This is a genomic window from Lentibacillus kapialis (assembly GCF_014646635.1).
In the GTDB taxonomy this organism is placed as follows: Bacteria; Bacillota; Bacilli; order Bacillales; family Amphibacillaceae; genus Lentibacillus; species Lentibacillus kapialis.
Window position 1 is genome coordinate 19,286 of record NZ_BMNQ01000032.1, and the last position, 20,218, is coordinate 39,503.

Here is a 20,218-nt window from a genome sequence, read left to right on the forward strand (position 1 = left end):
TGTTCCACCTCACTTCAAAATCCAGGGAACCATTATTCCTCTCCCCTGATCGGATCGGGTTTTTGTCCGGACGACTGCCGATATTTATTGTATTTTCCGGTAAGGCGCGGTCGTTTATTTAATTTCCACCATGGCGCACGGATCATCGTATCTTTCATTTCATAGAAATGCATCGGGGCCATCGGGCTCAAATAGGGAACACCAAAGGAACGCAATGTAGCCAGATGCACGATAATTGTAATAACGCCGAGCATGATACCGAGCAATCCGAGTGTTGCAGCAAGTAAAATCATCGGGAAGCGCAGCATTCGGATGGCAAATGCCGTTGAATAACGCGGAATGGTAAACGAGGCAATACCGGTAATCGCAACCACGATAACCATTGGGGCGGAGACAATACCGGCAGAAACCGCAGCCTCGCCAATCACGAGCGCTCCAACAATGCTCACAGCGGACCCTACCTGCTTTGGAAGCCGTACCCCTGCCTCGCGCAAGGCCTCAAATGTTACTTCCATCAGCAAGACTTCTACAAGAGCCGGAAATGGAACCTGTTCCCTTGAGGCAGCCATACTGATTAAAAGTGATGTTGGTATCATTTCCTGGTGATAGGTGAGTAATGCGACATATAACGATGGTAAGAGCAGCGCTATGACCAGAAAAAGGTATCGAAGCCAACGGGTGGCCGTAGACATTAAGAAACGCCGGTAATAATCCTCATTCGACTGCAATAGTGAATAAAGCGTTATCGGCACAACGAGTGAGAAGGGCGTCCCGTCAACCAGTATCGTAACACGTCCTTCAAGCAAACTGGATGTGACAATATCCGGCCGCTCCGTTGCCAATACCTGTGGGAAAGGGGAATATGGGTCATCCTCAATGAATTCTTCAATAACACCACTCTCCAGCACACCATCGATGTCAATCCGATTCAATCGGGTGGTAACTTCTTCGATTAACGTGTTGTCGGCTAATCCTTCCACATAGGTAATCATAACGCTGGTTTTCGTATAGCGCCCTACTTCTATGGATTGGATCTTTAGCTTGGGACTCCTGATCCGGCGCCGTAGCATCGAGGTATTGACACTTAACGTTTCCACAAAGCCCTCGCGTGGCCCGCGCACCACTTTCTCGGCTTCGGGTGATTCCACAGCGCGCTTTTCCCATTTCGATAAACCTAAGGATAGTCCAGTTGAACTCTTGTCTGCCAAAATGACAGGCTTACCTGCAGAGATGGCTTGTACACAGTCTGAAAATGTATGGACTTCTTTTGTATCTGTCACGGCTACTTTGTTTTTAATTAGGGTATCCACTTGCTGCTCCTGATCGGATTCTGTCGCAGTCATCAACGGTGAAAGCACACTGTCATCGATTTCCTCGGTATTGGACAACCCGTCTATGTAAAGGAGCAAAGCCTGATGGTTTCCGCCTATGGTAAAAGCGTGAAAGATCACATCGGAACAATCCTGGTAAATCATTCGCAACTGGTCTTCGTTTTCGGTTATATGTTTAAATAGCGTATCTTGTTCCTGTTTGGATGGCTTGAGGGCCTTTTGTTTACCTGTTTTTCCCTTTTTACGCCGATTTCGCCATATCATATGATTCTCTCCAAATTCCGATAGATATATGTTTTTTCTAGTCTGTGCTGTATATGGAATATTATTACGGAATTGGGAAATTAGAAAAAACACCTCCCCTTTAAGAAGGGGAGGTGCCGGGAGCTGCCGGAAAATCAACAACAGCATATTTATTTATCTGATGCGTTAACTTGGCATAATAGGAGAAATGTGTCCGTCACGCTAATGACTTTTTTGACTTTCCCATGTGGAAAAGCGTGGGTATCCTGTTGCAATGGCGATTATGCCGGCTACTCCAAGCAGAACCGGGTAAATAGCGAAAGGCATGATGGAAACAGGCGATATTTCCGCAACACCAGCAATTGCCAATAATTGAGCACCGTAGGGCAAAATCCCTTGAAAAGCGCTCCCGAAAATATCCAGCACGCTTGCTGACCGGCGGGGATCAACATCGAATCGTTCGGAAATCTGTTTGGCCAAGGATCCAATACTGATAATTGCAATGGTGTTGTTGGCGGTTGACACGTCAAAAACACTGACAAGGCCTGCAATGCCTGCTTCAGCACCTTTTCTTGAATGAATTCGTTTACTGATGGCATGCAGCAGAAAGTCAATACCGCCATTCACACGAACCAATTCAACTAATCCGCCAAGTAAAATTGATAACAGTGCCAGCTCCTGCATACCGGCCATACCATCGCCCAACAGTTTCAAAAATTCCATGACCTGGAACTTCCCGTAAGCAAGGCCGACTGCCCCGGAAAACACAATGCCGCCGATTAGTACGTAAATGACGTTAACCCCAGCAACCGCAAAGACGAGTACAGCCAGATAAGGGAGTATTTTGAACAGGTCGTAAGGATGATCACCACTGATCGATCCACCGGCATTCCACGTTAAAATGCCAAAAATGATAGCGGTGACGATAGCAGCAGGCAAGGCAATAAAAATATTCACCTTAAATTTATCACTCATTTTGACAGCCTGTGTTTTAACAGAGGCGATGGTTGTATCTGAAATAATGGATAAATTATCACCGAACATCGCACCACTGATGATAGCTCCTAAAATCAGGGCAGTGCCCAGTTCTGTCTGATCGGCAAGCCCCACCCCTATCGGAGCAAGTGCCACGACTGTACCGACAGAACTCCCCATGGAAATGGAGATGAAACAGCCAATGATAAACAGGCCCACAATCAGCAAATTTCCCGGCAAGAAGGTCAGGCCCAGATTAACTGTGGATTCAACAGCGCCAACTCCTTCGGCAACTGCAGAGAAAGCACCTGCCAGCAGGTAAATAATCACCATAAGCATGATGTTCGGGTGCCCGGCTCCCTTGGTTAAATAGTCAAGCTTGTCGTTAATGGCGATTTTCCTGTTCATAAATAAAGCAGCCAATATAGCGATAAAGACCGCAACGAGTACCGGTAACTTATAAAAATCCCCACTGACGACGCCGGAACCAATAAACAGAAGCAGAAAAATAATAAATGGTAATAATCCCGATGCGCGTCCTTTGTTCATGTCCGATGTATCCATTTCTATTCCTCCATTCTAGGTTGTCCGCTTTCTTGAATGAAAATAAAAAAGCCCTCCGTTTTGGAAGGCGTTAGTCCGGACACCTTATCTTTCAAAACGCTTGAAACGCGATTTGCTGGAATTGGCACCTTACAAACATTTGTGCAGGTTGCCGGGCTTCGCAGGGCCAGATCCCTCAGCCACTCTGGATAAGTGATATGAAATTAGCTGTCAGATAAAAAGTATAATTCAGGATTGCAGATGTGTCAAGACGTCGTGATTATGAATTCGACGCTGAAACTACCGAACGTGTTTAATATGTTCATAGTTGATAACCATAATCAGCATCGCGCCGAACACACAGACAGCGGCTACGATGAATGGCATGGCCGGGTTGTATATTTCTGCCAGTTTCCCCGCGGCGAATGGGGCAATGGCACCACCGATAAAGCGGAGGAAACTATAGGAAGCCGAGGCAGTTGAACGGTCGACATCGGTAGCATTCATCACCGCAGTTGTTATCAGCGTATTATTATTGCCAAGCATTGCTCCTGCAGCGACGACTGCTGTAATAACAAGCCATTGTGTTTCATGCCACACGCCCATTGCGAATAGAGCGCCCGCAAACAATATGAGCATGACAGCCATTGGCCCTACCACACCGAAGTGTTCCTGCAACCTTGGAGCCATTACAACGGAGGTAATAGCGAGTAACAGGCCCCACCCCAGGAAGACAAATCCAAGACCGTGTTCATCCAATCCCAAAATAAACGGTGCAAATGCCAGTAGTGTGAAGAATCCATAATTATAAAAAGCTGCTGCGATACCAAATACTAAAAGTGAAGGATGTTTTAATGCCCTGAATGGATCTTTTATGGATGTTTTCGATTTGGCAGTTTGCGTTTTCTCAGCTTTTGGCATTAAAGTCGTTAATCCGATAAACGCAATCACCATAAGTGTCGCAACACCAAGGAAAGGGCCCCTCCACGACATAGCCCCAAGCCAGCCGCCCAGAAGAGGACCGACTGAAATTCCCAGACCAATGGCAGCTTCGTACAAAATGACGGCTTTGACATTACCGCTTTTGGAAAGTGTTACGATGGCAGTCAGAGCCGTTGCCACAAATAGCGCGTTACCAAGGCCCCAGCCACCGCGCAAAGCAACAAGCGCCCATATACCATTAGATAGGCCGCCAAGTCCTGAAAACAGTGCGATGATGACAATGCCGCATAAGAGTGTACCTTTTAATCCAATTCGAGACGAAATCGTACCTGTAATAAGCATGGCCACTGCCATAATAGCGTTATAGCTTGTGAACAACAAGGTCGCTTGGCTCGGTGCGGCATCGAGCTGCTCAGCAATCGCCGGAAGAATTGGATCGACAAGCCCAAGTCCCATAAATGCAATAATAGCAGCAAAAAATACAGCCCATACCGATTTTGGCTGTTTCAAAATATGACTGTTTTGTTCATTAAACTCCTCATTTATGTCTTTCATATCCAATGGTCTTACTTGTTGCATATCAAAACTCCAATCTATTTAACGGTGTTTCATTCAAGAAATGATTGTACCATACAACTATATAATTGTATAGTGCAATTATATATTGCTTGCCCACAAGTATAATTGATTATAGGATAATAGTGAGGTGGTATCATGGATGATGAATCCTTGACATTAATTGAACAGGAAATAAGCGTTTTTGTAAGACGTGTGACATTGACTGAAAAGCGATTTGGAAATCTGGAACGCTCCGCATATATCCTGTTGCGTGAACTTTATAATCATGGTCCAATTGGTGTGAAAAGACTGGCAGAAGAATTGCACCTTGATGATTCAACGGTGAGCAGACAAGCCTCAGCACTTGTCCGGTCCCAATGGATAGAAAAAATCCCCAATCCGGATGATGGCAGAGCATACTTTTATCAGATTACGGCATCAGGGATAGCAGAGATGAAGGCATACGCACAGAAGCGTTATCATTATTTAGCCCATATTTTGAAGGATTGGTCAGAACAGGAACGCACGCATTTCGGAAAATTGCTGCAAAAATATAATGCCATCCTTGAGCAAATGGATTATTAGAACTGTGCATGATGCAATAATAAATTCTATCAACGTTCAAACAAGACATCTGCACTGCATAAAGGAAATTGGAAAGGAAGGTACCTATGGAGAACAATGAACAGCTTTCCGCTGAATCGAAAGTCAGCTACGCCGAAGAGGAAGTCATTAACGCCATTGCCGAAACGATGGATTTGTACGGTGTAACACCGTCAATCGGCCGGCTTTATGCCACCATGTATTTTACACATCATCCAATGACGCTTGATGAAATGAAGGATGAGCTTGGTATGACGAAACCGAGTATGAGCACGGCGGTCCGTAATCTACAGGATATCAATATTGTCCGGAAAATATGGCAAAAAGGGTCAAGGAAAGATCACTTTATGGCAGAGAAAAACTTCTTTAATTATTTCGGCCATTTTTTTGGAGGTAAGTGGAAGCGGGAAGCTGAATTAAATCTTATTGCTATTGAAAAGGCGGAAACTCAACTGAAGGAAGTTATAGAAGATGAAACCGTCGAGGAATCGTTAAAAAATCAGGCCAGGCAAGACCTTCAACAGCTAGTGGATTATAAAAAATATTGTTACTGGCTTCAAAAACTTGCCGATTCAATCGAGTCGGGTGAAATTTTTGACCTGTTACCTGTGGAAGAACCAGGAACCTAATTGCAAAAGGTATAAAAATGAAAGCCCGAAATATGTAAAATCAATAATGAATAATGGGTCAAGAAAAATGATATCGCTTTCAAAATAATTGGGTTATCCGAGGAAAATGCCTTGCTCCGGAGCAAGGTGGCTCGGAAAGTGGTCTTGCTGAATAATGATTATGACAAAAGGGGAGGAAGACATATGCGTGAAGCAGTGATTGTGGAAGCGGTGCGGACACCGGTAGGCAAGCGGAATGGTGCCCTGAGCGAGGTGCGTGCTGATGTGCTTGCCGCCATGCCGCTGGAAGAGGTGGTGAAACGGGCCGGCATTTCTAAAGATATGATAGAGGATGTCATCCTTGGCTGTGTGTCACAAGTAGGGGAACAGTCCCTGGATATCGCCAGAATTGCCGCCTTAACAGCAGGATACCCAGTCGAGGTGCCGGGGACAACGGTGGACCGTCAATGCGGATCGAGTCAGCAGGCTGTTCATTTTGCTGCCCAGGCGATCATCAGCGGGGATATGGATGTTGTTGTGGCCGGCGGTATTGAAAGCATGTCGCGTGTGCCAATAGGTTCCAATCGCCAGGGAGTTGATTTTAGTCCTGAATTAACCAGCAACTATGAAATGATTCATCAAGGCTTGTCCGCTGACCGGATTGCAGAAAAATGGGGTTTTAGCCGTGAAAGCATGGATGCCTTCGCTTTGAAAAGTCACCAAAAAGCCATGAACGCGCGAAATAAAGGACACTTCGAACAGGAAATCATGCCTTTGGATGTAACGCTCTCAGACGGGACAACGACGACCATGACACATGATGAAGGCCCACGTGAAGATACGAGCTTAAAGAAATTGCAATCACTTAAGCCGTCGTTTCGGGAAGATGGAAGTATAACGGCTGGAAATGCCAGTCAGATCAGCGATGGTGCTAATGCTCTCTTATTGATGTCCAGGGAAAGAGCAGAGGAACTGGGATTAAAACCCAAATTCCGCGTACTTGCCCGCTCTGTCATAGGGTCTGATCCAACATTCATGTTAACGGGCCCGATACCAGCTACACAAAAGGTATTAAGTAAGGCTGGACTTGGGATCGATGATATGGATGTTTTTGAAGTGAATGAGGCATTTGCGTCGGTTCCAATGGCTTGGCTTGAGGAAACCGGAGCGGATCCTGAGAAATTAAATCCAAACGGTGGCGCTATTGCACTGGGACATCCTCTCGGGGCAAGTGGTGGACGTTTAATGATTACAATGCTTTATGAGTTAGAACGGACCGGTGGACGATATGGACTGCAAACGATGTGTGAAGGTCACGGAATGGCAAACGCCACCATAATTGAACGACTGGACGTGTGAAAGGAATCTTGGGGGAGAACGGACAACTGTGGTGAAAGTCGACAGCGATTCACATACGCTCCAAAGCATTTCCTTGAGTCCCTGCGTCTGTTTTTCTAATAAATGAATATACCAAGCCAAACACCATTAACCATAGCAAGTATCAGGATGATTTTTTCGTTTGCTGAAACCTGGTCATGATTGTCCACTTGCATTGTCAAAACGAAAAAAATGGCGGCTCCTGCCACGGCGAGTGTTCCAAACATTGCCCAGATACGTTCGATTCCCAGCCATATGGCACATAAGCCGGTCAGCACAAAATATATTAGGGCGGGGAGCCGGCTGTATTCAGTTCCAAAATGTTCAACAGCCCATACAACACTTGTTTTTTTGACAGGAGAAGCTATTCTGTCAGCTTCACGGTCCGGGATATGATGAACCATTACCCAAGCCATACAAAACAATGCATTGATGGTGGCATTTTGCAGGGCCCATACAGGGATCGAATCCAATGTCAGCCAGGCACCCCCCAACCCAAGTACGAAAATCGACGGGAAAAGTGACAGCCATTCGCCAATAAAGGGGCGATAACTGAGCCGCAACGGACGGAGCGAATACGAAATGGCGCCCCACAACCCCACTGCAAGCAACAGTGCTATTTTATAGTAACCAAACATAATGCACGCAATGACCACCAAACTAAGTGACAAGGCAAGCCATTTTCCCAGTATCCCGAGTGAGGAAGCAGACATGATCCCGGTTTGAATGACCCGGCTTCCACCTGACAAAATAGCCGGACTGTTCTGATCAGTTCCCGAAGCGTGGTCAGTATAGTCGTTCAGGACATGTGTAAGCACACCATGAATAAGGAAGGCCCCAAACACAAGCAACAGAAATACAGACAGCAGTCTACTGTTTGGCACCGAATAATACAAAAATATGGGGAGAATTGTAGAAACGATTGTCGTAACGCTGGAAGAGACGACTGCTATTGACCGTAAAAGAATAAAGCTTGTTTTGATTAGGGCAGGGAATGTTTGGTTCATCTTTTTCTGACCTCCTTTTTGATCCTGATTTCACAGGCAGCATTACTACCACCGCTTGAATATGTCAAGGCAACCGGGGAGACTCAGCCCAAGGCCCGGTTCTGATCACGCCGAATGTTAATCAACCCCCTATCTAGTCGTATACGCTTTCTTGTATAATATGGACAAAGAGAAGCTACCCGGTTAAGCTGCAGGAGCAGAACGCTTGTTTGACCGATATTTTCGTTTAGGGGTGACAAAATGGACAACTCAGAAATTCAAATAATGAAGCTAAATGTACTGACTGATCAGGAAGCACTGAAGTATATGAGTGATTTCCTGGTATTTCAGGGACTCGCAACGAAAAACTTTCCAGAAAAAATCACCGAGCGGGAAATGGAACTGCCTACCGGATTGCCGGTACAACCGTGCGGCGTTGCTGTTCCGCATACAGACCCGGAATTTGCCATCAAGCAAAGTCTGTTGGTGGCTCCCCTAAAGCATCCGGTTGTTTTCCGGCAGATGGGGGACTACCATAAAGAGGTGAATGTTTCGTTCGTTTTTATGTTGACTGTCCCCGAATCCGGTGAGCATTTAACATGGCTCCGGAAATTGTTCACCTGTTTTGAAAACGAGCAATTTAATCAGTCACTGGCCGATTGGGACGGGCGAAAAGCCTCTCTGACAAAATTGATTCAACGGCATATGCGCACGAATGAATAATGGATGGTGCTGTTTTGTGGTGTTTGCGGGATGCGCAGGCTCTGTCTGTCCAATCTAATCTATGTCGTCTATTCCACGTGTCACTGCGCATATTAACCATTGGGTTTAGTATATCAGATTAAACATAGACAAAGAAGACGGAAAACAGTGAATCGCGTGATATCTGCCCGTCTGAACGAGACCATTTCAGCACACATGAACGTTATCATTTACGGGCAATGTTGACCTGCAAAAGAAACGTGACAGGTTTTGCAGGATTATGTATAATTGGAACTAGCGAATAACTTCATAATTTGGGGTACAGGTGATTTCAATATGTGAAATCGTATAAGGGAAGCTGGTGAGAATCCAGCGCGGTCCCGCCACTGTATGTGTGAGCCTGGCTGCAGAGACCACTGTGCATGATATGTATGGGAAGGTGCAGCCGGTGATGACCATGAGTCAGGAGACCTGCCTGTTACCTTTGTGCACCAAAGCCTACGAGGAATAGGAGGGTGTAAAGGGACAGGTTTGCCTGACTGCTCTTTTACATAGCCATCTTCATTTCTCGTGAAGATGTTTTTTTATGATGCAAAATTAATGGGGGGATTAAAGTGAAAAGGATTTTATCATTTTTTCTATTATTCGTGCTGACGCTTGGCTTGTTGGCAGGCTGCAGTTCTGACAGTTTGGATTCAGAACAGGGAGCGGAGAATACGGATGACAACACAGAGCAAACAGAGGCGGATGAATCGGCTTTTCCGTTAACGGTGACAGATGCGCTGGATAATGAAATGACGTTAGATGAGAAACCGGAGCGGATTGTTTCGTTGATTCCAAGTAATACTGAAATTGCTTTTGCGCTTGGGTTGGGGGATGAAATCGTCGGTGTTTCCGACCATGATAATTATCCGAAAGAAGTGAAGGAAAAAAAGAAAGTCGGCGGTATGGAGCTGAATGTGGAAGTGATTCTCAGCCTGGAACCGGATCTTGTGCTGGCGCATGCTTCCGGTGCACATAATTCCAAAGCGGCCTTAAAACAACTGCGGGATGCCGGTATCAATGTGTTTGTTGTTTCTGATGCGCAGAATATTGAACAGACGTACGACTCGATCAAACAGATTGGGCACATAACCGGTACGGAAAAGAAAGCGAACGACATCACCAGTAATATGAAAGAAGAATTTGCTGCACTGAGTGAAAAAACAGCGGAAATAAGTGACGATAAGCGTCAGTCTGTTTTCTTTGAAGTAGCACCTGCACCGGAGATTTTTACGGCAGGTCAAAATACGTTTTTTGATTCCTTATTGGAGGTTGTCCATGCTGAAAACGCGTCAAAAGAAATGGATGGTTGGGTAAAAATTGATCCTGAGTCCATTGTGGAATTGAATCCTGATGTTATTATCACAACATACGGCGATTATGAGGACAACCCGGAAAAACAAGTCATGAGTCGTGATGGCTGGGGAGATGTAAATGCGGTAGCGAATGAGCAGGTGTTTGATGTCAATTCCGATCTTGTAAGCCGTCCGGGTCCACGGTTAGTGGAAGGTGCAAAGGAGATCGCCAAAGTTGTCTATCCGGAACTTTTTAAAGAATAATCATGTATTTGCCTATGTGTCGGCACTTGCATGTTTGATTGTATCCATGCTGACGGCGATATCCGTCGGCAGTGTAGCTGTTCCTGTTTTAGATATCGTCAAAATTATTGGTGCACATGTTTTTCGCTTGCCGATAGCTGATCAGGTTGATTCGATGTATGTGAACATTGTGTCCCAAATTCGCTTGCCGAGAGTGCTTCTTGCCGGACTGGTTGGCGCCTCGCTTGCGATTGCGGGAGCTGCATTCCAGGGTCTGCTGCGGAATCCGTTGGCAGATCCGTATATATTAGGTGTTTCTTCGGGAGCTTCTGTGGGAGCAGTTGCGACACTTTTTTTCAACTTGTCAATACCGCTGCTTGGTCTTTACACGCTGCCTGTCTTAAGTATTGTGGCTGCGCTGCTTACAATCTTACTTGTATTGTTTTTTGCCAGAAGAGTCGACCGGACGATGCGGGTCGAGACGATTATATTAACGGGGATCATTTTCAGTTCCTTTTTGGGTTCATTTATATCCTTGATTATCGCGCTGACGGGTGATGAACTGCAGCAAATTATGGGCTGGCTGCTTGGCAGTGTATCAATGAGGGGATGGAGTTATATTGGGATTATTGTACCGTTCTTCATTGTCGGTTCGTTATTGCTGCTCGTTAGCAGTAGAGAACTGAATGCGATGTCATTTGGTGAAGAACGGGCACAGCACTTGGGTGTCGATGTCGCAAAACGGAAGCTGGTAATTCTCGTTGCCGGCTCAATCCTGACGGGAGCGGCAGTGGCTGTTTCCGGGGCCATCGGCTTCGTCGGGCTGGTCATTCCTCATTTAACAAGGCGCCTGTGGGGACCGGATCATGTTCACCTTCTGCCGTTGTCCATTTTAACCGGAGCGGGCTTTTTGATGCTGACAGACCTTATATCACGAACCATTATATCCCCAACTGTCCTGCCGATTGGTGTAATCACAGCATTAATTGGCGCACCGGTGTTTGCACTTATTTTAATGCAGCAACGAAAAACATGAATGGGCGCGGTATCACCATCTGAACGCGCGAGCTCACGGAAATTTCGCGCGAGCTCACAGGAATTTCGCGCGAGGCCATGGTAATTTCGCGCGAGGCCACGGAAATTTCGCGCGAGCTCATGGTAATTTCGCGCGAGCTCACGGTAATTTCGCGCGAGCTCACGGAAATTTCGCGCGAGCTCATGGTAATTTCGCGCGAGGCCACGGAAATTTCGCGCGAGCTCACGGAAATTTCGCGCGAGGCCCGGTGCTGTTCCGACGATAACTTTGGGAAGGAGGGGTGTCATGTTGGATCTGGAGTATGTGTCAGGTGGCTATACGGAGCATCCTGTCATTAATGATGTCAATTTCTCCGTCTCACCGGGTGAATTTTTTGGGATATTGGGACCCAACGGAAGTGGCAAAACGACGCTGCTGAAAATGATCAGCGGTATCATCCCTTGCACATCGGGGACTATCCAGTTGAATAAACGCGATATAAATGAATTTTCCCGTAAAATGTTAGCAAAACGAATGGCCGTCCTTCCGCAGCTGACGGCACATGCATTCGCGTATACAGTCAGAGAAACGGTAGCACTTGGACGGTATGCACATCATCAAGGATTTTTTCAATCATGGACATCTGAGGATGAACGCGTGCTTCAAACGGTGATGGAGCAGACGAATATCACTGTTTTTCAGCATCAGACAGTGCAGCAGTTGTCGGGCGGGGAGCAGCAGCGGGTGTTTCTGGCACAAGCATTGGCACAGCAACCTGATTTACTGTTGCTTGATGAGCCGACCAATCATCTCGATTTGGCGTATCAGAAGAATTTGTTGGATTTGTTGAAAAAAGAGGTCAGCCAAGAAGGATTAACCGTTGTTTCGATTTTTCATGATCTGAATCTTGCCAGTCTTTACTGTGATCGTTTACTGTTGCTGCATGAGGGCCGGGAGCGGGTCATCCATACTCCTGATAGCGTCTTGACTGAGGACCTCATTAAAGAAGTCTACAAGACAAATGTGACCAGATACCCACATCCGGCGGTTGCAAAGCCGCAAATGCATCTACTTCCGGAAAAGGTTGACGGTTCAGCGCGAACGGTCACAATCGGTCCATCGATGTTAAATATTAAGGAGGCGCATATCACCCTAACCTCACCTATTCCACTACGGACATTATCATCGGGTGTGTGCGGCTCTGGCATTGGCTGGCATAATACGTTGGTCAATCGTCATGTACCGGATGACTATGATTGTTCTGATCCAGAGGCGGAGATGCAACAATACCTGGAAACGAACGGGTTCGACCCAGCACAGACAGTCGGGATGATGACTGCAGTACAGCTGGCAGATGCTGCTTACAGCCTGTGGGAAAAGGATGGCGTTTCCCTATTTACTGTCGTAACGGCTGGCGTTGGTAATGCAACCGACAGTGCGCGATCAGTCGGGATGACGCATTCTGCAACACCGGGAACGATCAATATATGGTTGATTATCAACGGACATGTAACAGACGAGGCGTACATCCAGGCAATCATGACGGCCACCGAAGCCAAAGCGCAGGCACTCCGGGAAATGGATATCAAAGATAAACGGACAAATACCATCGCGACCGGTACCTCAACAGATAGTATTCTGGTGGCGTCCACGCAGCAGGGCGGACATTCACCATATGCCGGGACTGCAACAAAGCTTGGACACGTGATCGGGCAAAGCGTTTACAGCGAAACAAAAAAAGCCATCACGCGTTATCAAGCGAGGTAGCCCATGCTTATTTACCATTTATGCAGTATCACATTGGCTCTTCTGATCGATAAGATGATCGGTGATCCGCCTTCATGGCCCCATCCGGTGCGTTGGGTCGGATCGTTCATCGACTGGTTCGACCGTCGTTTAAATAAGGGAAAACGGCGAAAGGTTAAAGGCATTATGATGCTTATTGTCGTGATGCTATCCGTATTTTTGGTGACATGTCTGGTTGTGTGGGGAGCTTATCAATGGCATGCCGTTGCAGGCATTGCAGCCGAGTCGGTGCTTATTGCGACAACAATCGCTCAAAACGATTTAAAAAAAGCAGCGTTGAACGTCTATCGACCATTACATGCCGGTAATATAGAAGTGGCCAGGCAGCAGGTTTCCATGATTGTCAGCCGGGATACTCACATATTGCATGAAAGCGGCATGACCAGAGCAACGGTTGAAACCATTGCCGAAAATGTCAGTGATGGTGTTACCGCTCCGTTATTCTGGGCATTATTCGGCGGGGCTCCTCTGGCGATGGTTTATCGTACGGTGAATACATGTGATTCGATGGTTGGCTACACACACGACCGGTACCGCGATTTCGGCTGGGCATCAGCGCGATTTGACGATATGGTTAACTGGATTCCAAGCCGTATTACCGGTGTTTGTATGATTGTTGCCGGTACGTCTTTTTTCCTGACAACACGACAGGCTCTTTGCGAATTGAAACGCGAAGCTGCTAAGCATCCAAGCCCGAACAGCGGCTGGGGAGAAGCGGCCGTGGCACTTCTTCTGGGGGTTCAGCTCGGAGGCACGAACTATTATCAGGGCATTAAATCGGAACGGGCTGTGATGGGCCTGCCGCAGATACCTTTGCAAATGCGGCATATTGAGGATGCCATTTCGATTATGGAACGTTCTGTTGGATTCTTTTTTATACTTACATGGATAGGGGGAGGATGTTATGCGATTGCCGGCACATGGCTCTAATCCGGAGCATTTGTTCAGCGCGTTGGGCATGGACAGCCCTGCGGAGATAATTGATTTTAGTGTCAATATTAATCCGCTGGGCGCACCTGCTGCGATCAAACACCACTGGGAAAGTTGGCTGAAAGAGATTGCTGATTATCCGGATCCGTCAGCCTCAGAACTGAAAGAGGCGATTTCCACCCATGACGGTGTGCCTGCATCTCATGTGCTGGCGGGAAATGGTGCATCGGAACTCATTACGTTAATTGCCCGTTATCTTCACGGGAAAAAGGTGTTGATTGTCCATCCGACTTTTTCCGAATATGAGTCAGCCTGCAGTAACGAAAACTGCACGATTCTTCACCATATCGTTCATCCCCCGAACTGGCAGTTAGATAAAGAAGCACTGCAGCATAAAATAAAAGTCGTTGATGCTGTTTTCTTTTGTCACCCCAATAATCCGGCAGGGGTGCAATATGACAGCTCAGCCATCGATTGGTTGATCGATGGTTGTGAGCGGTCAAAAACGCTGTTGATCATCGATGAGGCGTTTTACGATTTCGCTTCCAGCCCGGTCACATCCATTCAAAAAGCGGGCGATTTCTCGTCTTTACTGGTTTTGCGATCGCTCACCAAAATGTACAGTATCGCAGGACTGCGCCTGGGATATCTGGCAGGATCCCCGGAGCTTCTTGCACGCATTCAAAAAAGCCAGCCGCAATGGAGCCTCAATGCCATTGCTTTAAAAGCAGGAACATTGTGTTTGAATGACAGCGGACACAGCGAACAGGCGCGGTCATATATGGAGGCAGAAAGGGCCCGGTTATTGTCTTACCTCAGTGATAGAGGATTCCTGCACAGCCCATCAGCGGTTAATTTTTATCTGTTCAAAGACCCTTCCCTCGACGACCAGGAGACACTATTTTTATTTTTATTACGTAAAGGACTGGTACTTAGGCATACTTATAACTTTCCTGGACTTCACGGAACTTGGCTTCGTGCAGCTGTTAAAAGGGAAACGGAAAATAATCGTTTAATGGAGGCGTTATTCGAATGGAAACAGGGGAACTGATCTTTGTTACGGGCGGGGTCCGGAGCGGGAAGAGTTCGTATGCAGAGAACAAGGCTATAGAATTAAGCAGGAAATCAGAAGCAAAACTGCATTATATAGCGTGCGGGATGCCATCTGATGAAGAGATGGCTGAACGGATTGCCCGTCATCAGGCAAACCGAGAGAGCGTACCCGTTCATTGGAAAACGTGGGAATGCCCGTATCATTTGCAGTGTATTGCCGGATATTTTTCAAAACAGGATATCCTTGTACTGGATTGTGTGACGAGCCTATTAAACAATTATTTATTTGATTGCGCTCTGGATGACCCCCCAAACGCGATAGAATCTATTTTAACGGACATCACCTGTCTTCAAGAGACAGCGGCTGCATTGATCGTGGTCTCCAATGAAGTAACACAAGGGATGCCACATTCAGAGTCCTTCACACGAAATTATCAATACATACTTGGTAACGTTCATCAACAAATCGTTTATTACGCAGATACGGTCTTTTTGTTGGAAAATGGATTACCGATTTGCAAGAAAGGAGCAGCATCGTGAAAGGAGTCATGATACAAGGGACCGCGTCAAATGTGGGAAAAAGCCTGCTCACAACCGCCATGTGCCGGTTATTCAACAAAAAGGGGTATGCCACTGCACCATTCAAGGCACAAAATATGTCCAACCGCACGATCCTGACAGAAAGTGGAAAGGAAATGAGCATGGCACAGGCTCAACAAGCTGCAGCGGCAAAGCTTTCCCCATCCGTTATCATGAACCCGATTGTATTAAAACCTTCTGAGAATCATCTGTCTGAAGTCATTTTCATGGGTGAGAAAATCAGCACAATCCATGGCGGTGACTATCAAACGTTTTATTACAAACAAGCACGACAGACGATTGAATCGGCATTAAAGCAGTTGGATGCACAGTATGACCTCATTTTTCTTGAAGGAGCAGGCAGTCCTGTCGAGATGAACTTGAAGGCGCGTGATCTTGCCAATATGGCTCTGGCGAATATCGCAAATGTTCCTGTTATTCTGACCGCAGATATTGATAGGGGAGGTGCCTTTGCCAGTATTGTCGGAACACTCGCCTTACTGGAGCCGGAAGAAAGAAGCCGGGTGAAAGGCCTGCTTATCAATAAATTTCATGGCGACGTCACCACGTTTACCTCGGGCAGCAACTGGCTTGAGACTTATACTGGTATCCCTGTGCTGGGGGTTATTCCGTACGTCGACCATAACCTGGCTGACGAAGATGGTTTAGCTGCATCGGAAGGACTCACGACCACTAGCATGCTCAATGGTGCTGATTATGAAAAACTGGCAACACATCTGGAAAAGTATCTGGATTGGAAGAAATTATTGACCATTATGCAGGGTGACACACATGCTCACTAGTTTACGAGGTATTTTGTTCGGTATGGCCATTAATCTGCAGTTTTTCACCAGTATTCCGATCAAACATGAGCTCCCGATGACCCGTTTCTATCTGTCATATGCACTAAGGACATTCCCGCTGCTCGGGCTGCTGCAGGGCGTCATCTATGCATCTATTTTGGCAGCGCTTCTCTGTTTGACATCCTTTTCGACTGTCTCGATTGCACTCGTTTTATGGCTAGTATTAATTGTGTTATCAGGCGGGATTCATCTTGACGGATTCATTGATACAAGCGATGCCTATTTCTCATATAGAGATCTCGGAAAGCGGCTGGAAATTATGCAAGATCCGCGTGTTGGCGCATTTGGCGTCCTGGCTATCGTCGTATTTCTTGGCGTACGTTTTGTGATGTTATATGAAATCATTACTATGGCAAATGTGTGGACATATGTATTGGTCATACTGGTGCCGTTCTTTGGGAAAATGCTGATGGGCTCCTACCTGCAACTGCTGCCAACAGCGCGGGATACCGGTATGGCCCACTTTTTCAAACAGGGGGCAAATCAGTCATTCCGAGTCGTTTATGGTGCGTATGTCATTATCATTGGTATCGTGATAGGCTTATTAAAGATGGAATTATTGTCAAGTTACATTATCCTCGTAAGTTGTACACTTATAACAGGCTATATCATTGCCGGGAAAATAAAGAAGCATTTCGGCGGTATATCGGGTGATACATTGGGCGCAAGTTCAGAAGGGATGGAGTTGGTATTATGGATTGTTATGTGGCTGTTACACTTTTTCGTCATGGCATAACACAGGCAAATCGCGAACAGACATATCTGGGGTGGTATGATGTGCCGATAACAGAGTACGCCCACAAGACGTTAAAAGCGCTGCAATCGTCCATGCCAAGCTATGATTACTGTTTATCAAGTGACTTGGCACGCTGCAGGCAAACCGTTGAAATCCTTTGTCCAAACTTAAAGCACATGGAAAGTGATGCATTTCGCGAAATGCATTTTGGTCAATGGGAATTCAAAACATACGCAGACCTTTGTCAGGACAAAACGTACCAAAACTGGCTTTCAGATCCCTTTTCCAAGCGGCCGCCAGATGGTGAATGTTTTGCCGATATGGAAAAAAGAGTAATGATTGGCTGGCAATCATTGACGAAAACCATTCATCATGCGGGTCACCGGGAAGTTTTGCTTGTGACACATGGCGGCGTTATTCGTTTGTTATTAACAAAGCTTGCTGATGAAGCGAGACATTTTTGGGAATGGCAAGTCCCGCATGGCAGCGGAATCAGACTTTGCTGGACATATCATAATTGGAGGGAGGGCGGCCGATGCACTTCATTACAGGTGGTGCCTACAATGGGAAACGAAAATGGGTGAAAGATCACTATGCTGCCGAACATTATATATGGCTGAGCGCCTATTCGTCAGATGCACTAACGAAACCGTTGCAAAATTATATCCCGTCGCTTGCTGTATTGGAAGGACTTGAAGAATGGATCAGGACACAAATCGATTCAGCGTTTTCACCTTATACACTGCGTCAACGTGTCATGGATCAGCTTGGGGTCTGGTTGGAGTGGGAACAGGCGAACAGCTGCAGGCGGCTTGTCATCATCGGCACAGATACGTCCAAAGGGATTGTGCCAATGGATAAACGACAACGATACTTAAGGGATGTAACCGGGTGGGTTTATCAGGACATTGTGGCACAAGCCGAACGGGCTGATGTAATCTGGTATGGCATCGCGCAAACAATTAAAAATGATTATATTTAAAAGGAGCGATTATTATGCGGCTTTATACAAAATCAGGTGATAAAGGGCAAACAAGTGTCGTTGGCGGAAGATTGGGTAAGGATGATATTCGCGTTGAAGCATATGGAACAATTGACGAGGCGAACTCGTTTGTGGGAAAGGCGATTTCGGAATTGGATAAAGATATTTTTCCGGATATTGTGGCAGATCTTGAAAAAATCCAACATGAGCTGTTTGACTGCGGCTCGGAACTATCAAACATCAAAGCAAATCGTGACCATAAATTGACCGAAGAACCGATCACGTATCTGGAGGAAAAAATGGATGAATTGATTGAGGAGGCACCGGAACTGGAGCGTTTTATATTACCGGGCGGCTCAGAGGCATCGTCATCAATCCATATCGCCAGAACCGTAACACGCAGAGCTGAGAGATTGATTGTTTCACTTATGAATGCAGAAGAAGGGATTCCGTCTGTGCCGTTAAAATATGTGAATCGTCTGTCAGACTACTTTTTCGCAGCTGCACGTGTCATCAATGCCAGATCAAACGTTCCGGATATCGAGTATGCACGCAGCGCCAAGGTCTTTCGCGGATCCAATAAAAAGAAACGCAACTAAAAAGGGGCCGATTTGAAATGAATAATGCTGTCGTGCTGCCATTGACGGCTGAACAGGAACTCGTGATCACGTCGGATAATAGTGGAACTATTGGTGAAAAACCGCATGACGCGGTTCAAACATCGAATGCCGTAGTAGGACATTTTGGCTGCCGTGTTGCTGTCATGGAATGCCTTGCTACCGGAGGTGACGTGCGAGCAGTTGTCATACAGAATTTCACCGATGACAAGGCCTGGCATGACTACAAGTATGGTGTAATGCAGATACTGAACGAACTAGGCTTGAATAACCTTCCCATCACCGGCAGCTCCGAAAGTAATTTTACCAGTCTGCAGTCAGGTCTGGGCTTGACGGTAATTGGAACACGATTAATGACAACTAAAAGCAACTCTTTGATCGGGAAGGACTTTGCGGTTATCGGAACACCACTGGTCGGCAATGAGGTCCTGGAACAACCTTATCGCATCGCACCACTTTGGTTATTTCAGCGTTTGTGCCGGTTTGAGTCAGTGACAGCATTGCTTCCAGTCGGATCAAAGGGAATTACCGCGGAATGGAGAGGGTGGACGGAGCGTTTGGATGATTTGAGCTCTGAAGTCGATCTGGAAAAATCAGCCGGTCCGGCAACATGCTTCCTGATTGCCTATGATAAAGGAAATGAAGAGAAAATAAGCGAACTGGCTGGTTCTTTTTTTCATAGATTGGTGCCTGTTGGGCTATAATCAGTCCATAAAGAATTGACGGGATGCCCTATGCGGTGAGGCATTTGGATGTGTCGTTCAATGAAGGCTCATGCAACCGTTATTCTCTTTTTTTGTTCCGGTTTTGCTCGAATAGCATAAGGGAGGATCTGATCTGTGTGGGAAATTCAACTTCAGCGGATCCTCATTCCACTATTTGCGTCTTTTAGAGCATTTTCAGCACGCTAGCGGATCCTTATTCCGTTATTTGCTCTTTTCGCCTTAGATTTCCCTTGTTTTTACCCGAATAACGGAATGAGGATTCATGAAAGCACTAAATAGGCTTGACTCTTGCAATTTTTATATGAAGCCCCAAAAAAGGCCAAACTTATCCCTTGTTACAGGTCCCGATTTTAAAAAATAAGGCTATAGATTTTGATCGCTTTAAAAGTCAGGCTGTGAGCTTTAATTGCTTCAGCACTTCGGCAATTGGTTTTTCGGCTAATGCCTGCTCGTACGCATAAACG

The 20,218-nt window shown here is 46.3% G+C and carries 20 protein-coding genes and 2 riboswitches; of the genes, 16 read left to right on the plus strand and 4 right to left on the minus strand.

Features of this window, described 5'->3' with window-relative positions; all coding sequences use genetic code 11:
- Positions 1-32 precede the first annotated feature (32 nt).
- From IEW67_RS11210 to IEW67_RS11220, 3 genes are all read right to left on the minus strand, one after another.
- Positions 33-1,595: a spore germination protein gene (locus IEW67_RS11210; RefSeq protein WP_188633165.1), complete on the minus strand. Its 1,563-nt coding sequence runs from the start codon at positions 1,593-1,595 to the stop codon at positions 33-35.
- Positions 1,596-1,796: 201 nt separating this feature from the next.
- Entirely contained in the window at positions 1,797-3,113 is a 1,317-nt protein-coding gene (locus tag IEW67_RS11215; protein WP_188633166.1) for a Na+/H+ antiporter NhaC family protein, read from the minus strand.
- Positions 3,114-3,194: 81 nt separating this feature from the next.
- Positions 3,195-3,308: riboswitch (SAM riboswitch) on the minus strand.
- 84 nt (positions 3,309-3,392) lie between these two features.
- Positions 3,393-4,589, minus strand: coding sequence for an MFS transporter (locus IEW67_RS11220; RefSeq protein WP_188633184.1), 1,197 nt, complete (start codon positions 4,587-4,589; stop codon positions 3,393-3,395).
- A gap of 159 nt (positions 4,590-4,748) precedes the next feature.
- On the opposite strand from IEW67_RS11220, the gene IEW67_RS11225 reads away from it, so the two are divergent.
- The 3 genes from IEW67_RS11225 to IEW67_RS11235 all read left to right on the plus strand — a co-directional run bounded on the left by IEW67_RS11225 (position 4,749) and on the right by IEW67_RS11235 (position 7,162).
- The gene (locus tag IEW67_RS11225) at positions 4,749-5,177 is read left to right on the plus strand and encodes a MarR family winged helix-turn-helix transcriptional regulator (RefSeq protein ID WP_188633167.1); all 429 of its coding nucleotides are present in this window, start codon (positions 4,749-4,751) and stop codon (positions 5,175-5,177) included.
- 86 nt (positions 5,178-5,263) lie between these two features.
- Entirely contained in the window at positions 5,264-5,824 is a 561-nt protein-coding gene (gene cudC / locus IEW67_RS11230; RefSeq protein ID WP_188633168.1) for a choline uptake/conversion transcriptional regulator CudC, read from the plus strand.
- Between the two features lie 183 nt (positions 5,825-6,007).
- A complete protein-coding gene (locus IEW67_RS11235; protein ID WP_188633169.1) occupies positions 6,008-7,162 on the plus strand; it encodes a thiolase family protein in 1,155 nt (384 codons plus the stop codon).
- Between the two features lie 95 nt (positions 7,163-7,257).
- Here IEW67_RS11235 and IEW67_RS11240 read toward each other — a convergent pair whose 3' ends face one another.
- Positions 7,258-8,187: a prenyltransferase gene (locus IEW67_RS11240; protein WP_188633170.1), complete on the minus strand. Its 930-nt coding sequence runs from the start codon at positions 8,185-8,187 to the stop codon at positions 7,258-7,260.
- Between the two features lie 240 nt (positions 8,188-8,427).
- On the opposite strand from IEW67_RS11240, the gene IEW67_RS11245 reads away from it, so the two are divergent.
- From IEW67_RS11245 to IEW67_RS11305, 13 genes are all read left to right on the plus strand, one after another.
- Positions 8,428-8,889 carry a PTS sugar transporter subunit IIA gene (locus IEW67_RS11245; protein ID WP_188633171.1) on the plus strand — a complete coding sequence of 154 codons (462 nt, stop codon included), beginning with the start codon at positions 8,428-8,430 and terminating at the stop codon, positions 8,887-8,889.
- A gap of 285 nt (positions 8,890-9,174) precedes the next feature.
- Positions 9,175-9,361, plus strand: a riboswitch (cobalamin riboswitch).
- A 121-nt stretch (positions 9,362-9,482) separates the two neighbouring features.
- The gene (locus tag IEW67_RS11250) at positions 9,483-10,469 is read left to right on the plus strand and encodes an ABC transporter substrate-binding protein (protein ID WP_188633172.1); all 987 of its coding nucleotides are present in this window, start codon (positions 9,483-9,485) and stop codon (positions 10,467-10,469) included.
- Positions 10,441-11,484 carry a FecCD family ABC transporter permease gene (locus tag IEW67_RS11255; protein ID WP_188633173.1) on the plus strand — a complete coding sequence of 348 codons (1,044 nt, stop codon included), beginning with the start codon at positions 10,441-10,443 and terminating at the stop codon, positions 11,482-11,484. The genes IEW67_RS11250 and IEW67_RS11255 overlap by 29 nt, the downstream gene beginning before the upstream one ends.
- Before the next feature lie 285 nt (positions 11,485-11,769).
- Positions 11,770-13,230, plus strand: coding sequence for an adenosylcobinamide amidohydrolase (locus tag IEW67_RS11260; RefSeq protein WP_188633174.1), 1,461 nt, complete (start codon positions 11,770-11,772; stop codon positions 13,228-13,230).
- A gap of 3 nt (positions 13,231-13,233) precedes the next feature.
- On the plus strand, positions 13,234-14,199 hold the full coding sequence (gene cbiB, locus IEW67_RS11265) for an adenosylcobinamide-phosphate synthase CbiB (RefSeq protein ID WP_188633175.1): 966 nt from the start codon (positions 13,234-13,236) through the stop codon (positions 14,197-14,199).
- The gene (gene cobD, locus IEW67_RS11270; RefSeq protein ID WP_188633176.1) at positions 14,174-15,250 is read left to right on the plus strand and encodes a threonine-phosphate decarboxylase CobD; all 1,077 of its coding nucleotides are present in this window, start codon (positions 14,174-14,176) and stop codon (positions 15,248-15,250) included. The genes cbiB and cobD overlap by 26 nt, the downstream gene beginning before the upstream one ends.
- On the plus strand, positions 15,232-15,792 hold the full coding sequence (locus IEW67_RS11275; RefSeq protein ID WP_188633177.1) for a bifunctional adenosylcobinamide kinase/adenosylcobinamide-phosphate guanylyltransferase: 561 nt from the start codon (positions 15,232-15,234) through the stop codon (positions 15,790-15,792). Before cobD ends, IEW67_RS11275 begins: the two co-directional genes overlap by 19 nt.
- Entirely contained in the window at positions 15,789-16,634 is an 846-nt protein-coding gene (locus IEW67_RS11280) for a cobyric acid synthase (RefSeq protein WP_188633178.1), read from the plus strand. Before IEW67_RS11275 ends, IEW67_RS11280 begins: the two co-directional genes overlap by 4 nt.
- Positions 16,624-17,430, plus strand: a complete 807-nt coding sequence (cobS, locus tag IEW67_RS11285; RefSeq protein WP_188633179.1) for an adenosylcobinamide-GDP ribazoletransferase — start codon at positions 16,624-16,626, stop codon at positions 17,428-17,430. The genes IEW67_RS11280 and cobS overlap by 11 nt, the downstream gene beginning before the upstream one ends.
- Positions 17,388-18,014, plus strand: coding sequence for a histidine phosphatase family protein (locus IEW67_RS11290; protein WP_188633180.1), 627 nt, complete (start codon positions 17,388-17,390; stop codon positions 18,012-18,014). Before cobS ends, IEW67_RS11290 begins: the two co-directional genes overlap by 43 nt.
- Entirely contained in the window at positions 17,966-18,412 is a 447-nt protein-coding gene (locus IEW67_RS11295; protein WP_188633181.1) for a bifunctional adenosylcobinamide kinase/adenosylcobinamide-phosphate guanylyltransferase, read from the plus strand. The genes IEW67_RS11290 and IEW67_RS11295 overlap by 49 nt, the downstream gene beginning before the upstream one ends.
- Before the next feature lie 14 nt (positions 18,413-18,426).
- Complete coding sequence (locus IEW67_RS11300) at positions 18,427-19,011, plus strand: cob(I)yrinic acid a,c-diamide adenosyltransferase (RefSeq protein ID WP_188633182.1); 585 nt, start codon at positions 18,427-18,429, stop codon at positions 19,009-19,011.
- A 17-nt stretch (positions 19,012-19,028) separates the two neighbouring features.
- Entirely contained in the window at positions 19,029-19,733 is a 705-nt protein-coding gene (locus tag IEW67_RS11305; protein WP_188633183.1) for a hypothetical protein, read from the plus strand.
- Positions 19,734-20,218 lie beyond the last annotated feature (485 nt).

Bases quoted from the DNA above. Each gene is read 5' to 3' on its own strand.
- IEW67_RS11210 (WP_188633165.1), bottom strand. From the start codon at position 1,595: ATGATATGGCGAAATCGGCGTAAAAAGGGAAAAACAGGTAAACAAAAG.
- IEW67_RS11215 (WP_188633166.1), bottom strand. From the start codon at position 3,113: ATGGATACATCGGACATGAACAAAGGACGCGCATCGGGATTATTACCA.
- IEW67_RS11220 (WP_188633184.1), bottom strand. From the start codon at position 4,589: ATGAAAGACATAAATGAGGAGTTTAATGAACAAAACAGTCATATTTTG.
- IEW67_RS11225 (WP_188633167.1), top strand. From the start codon at position 4,749: ATGGATGATGAATCCTTGACATTAATTGAACAGGAAATAAGCGTTTTT.
- cudC (WP_188633168.1), top strand. From the start codon at position 5,264: ATGGAGAACAATGAACAGCTTTCCGCTGAATCGAAAGTCAGCTACGCC.
- IEW67_RS11235 (WP_188633169.1), top strand. From the start codon at position 6,008: ATGCGTGAAGCAGTGATTGTGGAAGCGGTGCGGACACCGGTAGGCAAG.
- IEW67_RS11240 (WP_188633170.1), bottom strand. From the start codon at position 8,187: ATGAACCAAACATTCCCTGCCCTAATCAAAACAAGCTTTATTCTTTTA.
- IEW67_RS11245 (WP_188633171.1), top strand. From the start codon at position 8,428: ATGGACAACTCAGAAATTCAAATAATGAAGCTAAATGTACTGACTGAT.
- IEW67_RS11260 (WP_188633174.1), top strand. From the start codon at position 11,770: ATGTTGGATCTGGAGTATGTGTCAGGTGGCTATACGGAGCATCCTGTC.
- cbiB (WP_188633175.1), top strand. From the start codon at position 13,234: ATGCTTATTTACCATTTATGCAGTATCACATTGGCTCTTCTGATCGAT.
- cobD (WP_188633176.1), top strand. From the start codon at position 14,174: ATGCGATTGCCGGCACATGGCTCTAATCCGGAGCATTTGTTCAGCGCG.
- IEW67_RS11275 (WP_188633177.1), top strand. From the start codon at position 15,232: ATGGAAACAGGGGAACTGATCTTTGTTACGGGCGGGGTCCGGAGCGGG.
- cobS (WP_188633179.1), top strand. From the start codon at position 16,624: ATGCTCACTAGTTTACGAGGTATTTTGTTCGGTATGGCCATTAATCTG.
- IEW67_RS11290 (WP_188633180.1), top strand. From the start codon at position 17,388: ATGGATTGTTATGTGGCTGTTACACTTTTTCGTCATGGCATAACACAG.
- IEW67_RS11295 (WP_188633181.1), top strand. From the start codon at position 17,966: ATGCACTTCATTACAGGTGGTGCCTACAATGGGAAACGAAAATGGGTG.
- IEW67_RS11300 (WP_188633182.1), top strand. From the start codon at position 18,427: ATGCGGCTTTATACAAAATCAGGTGATAAAGGGCAAACAAGTGTCGTT.
- IEW67_RS11305 (WP_188633183.1), top strand. From the start codon at position 19,029: ATGAATAATGCTGTCGTGCTGCCATTGACGGCTGAACAGGAACTCGTG.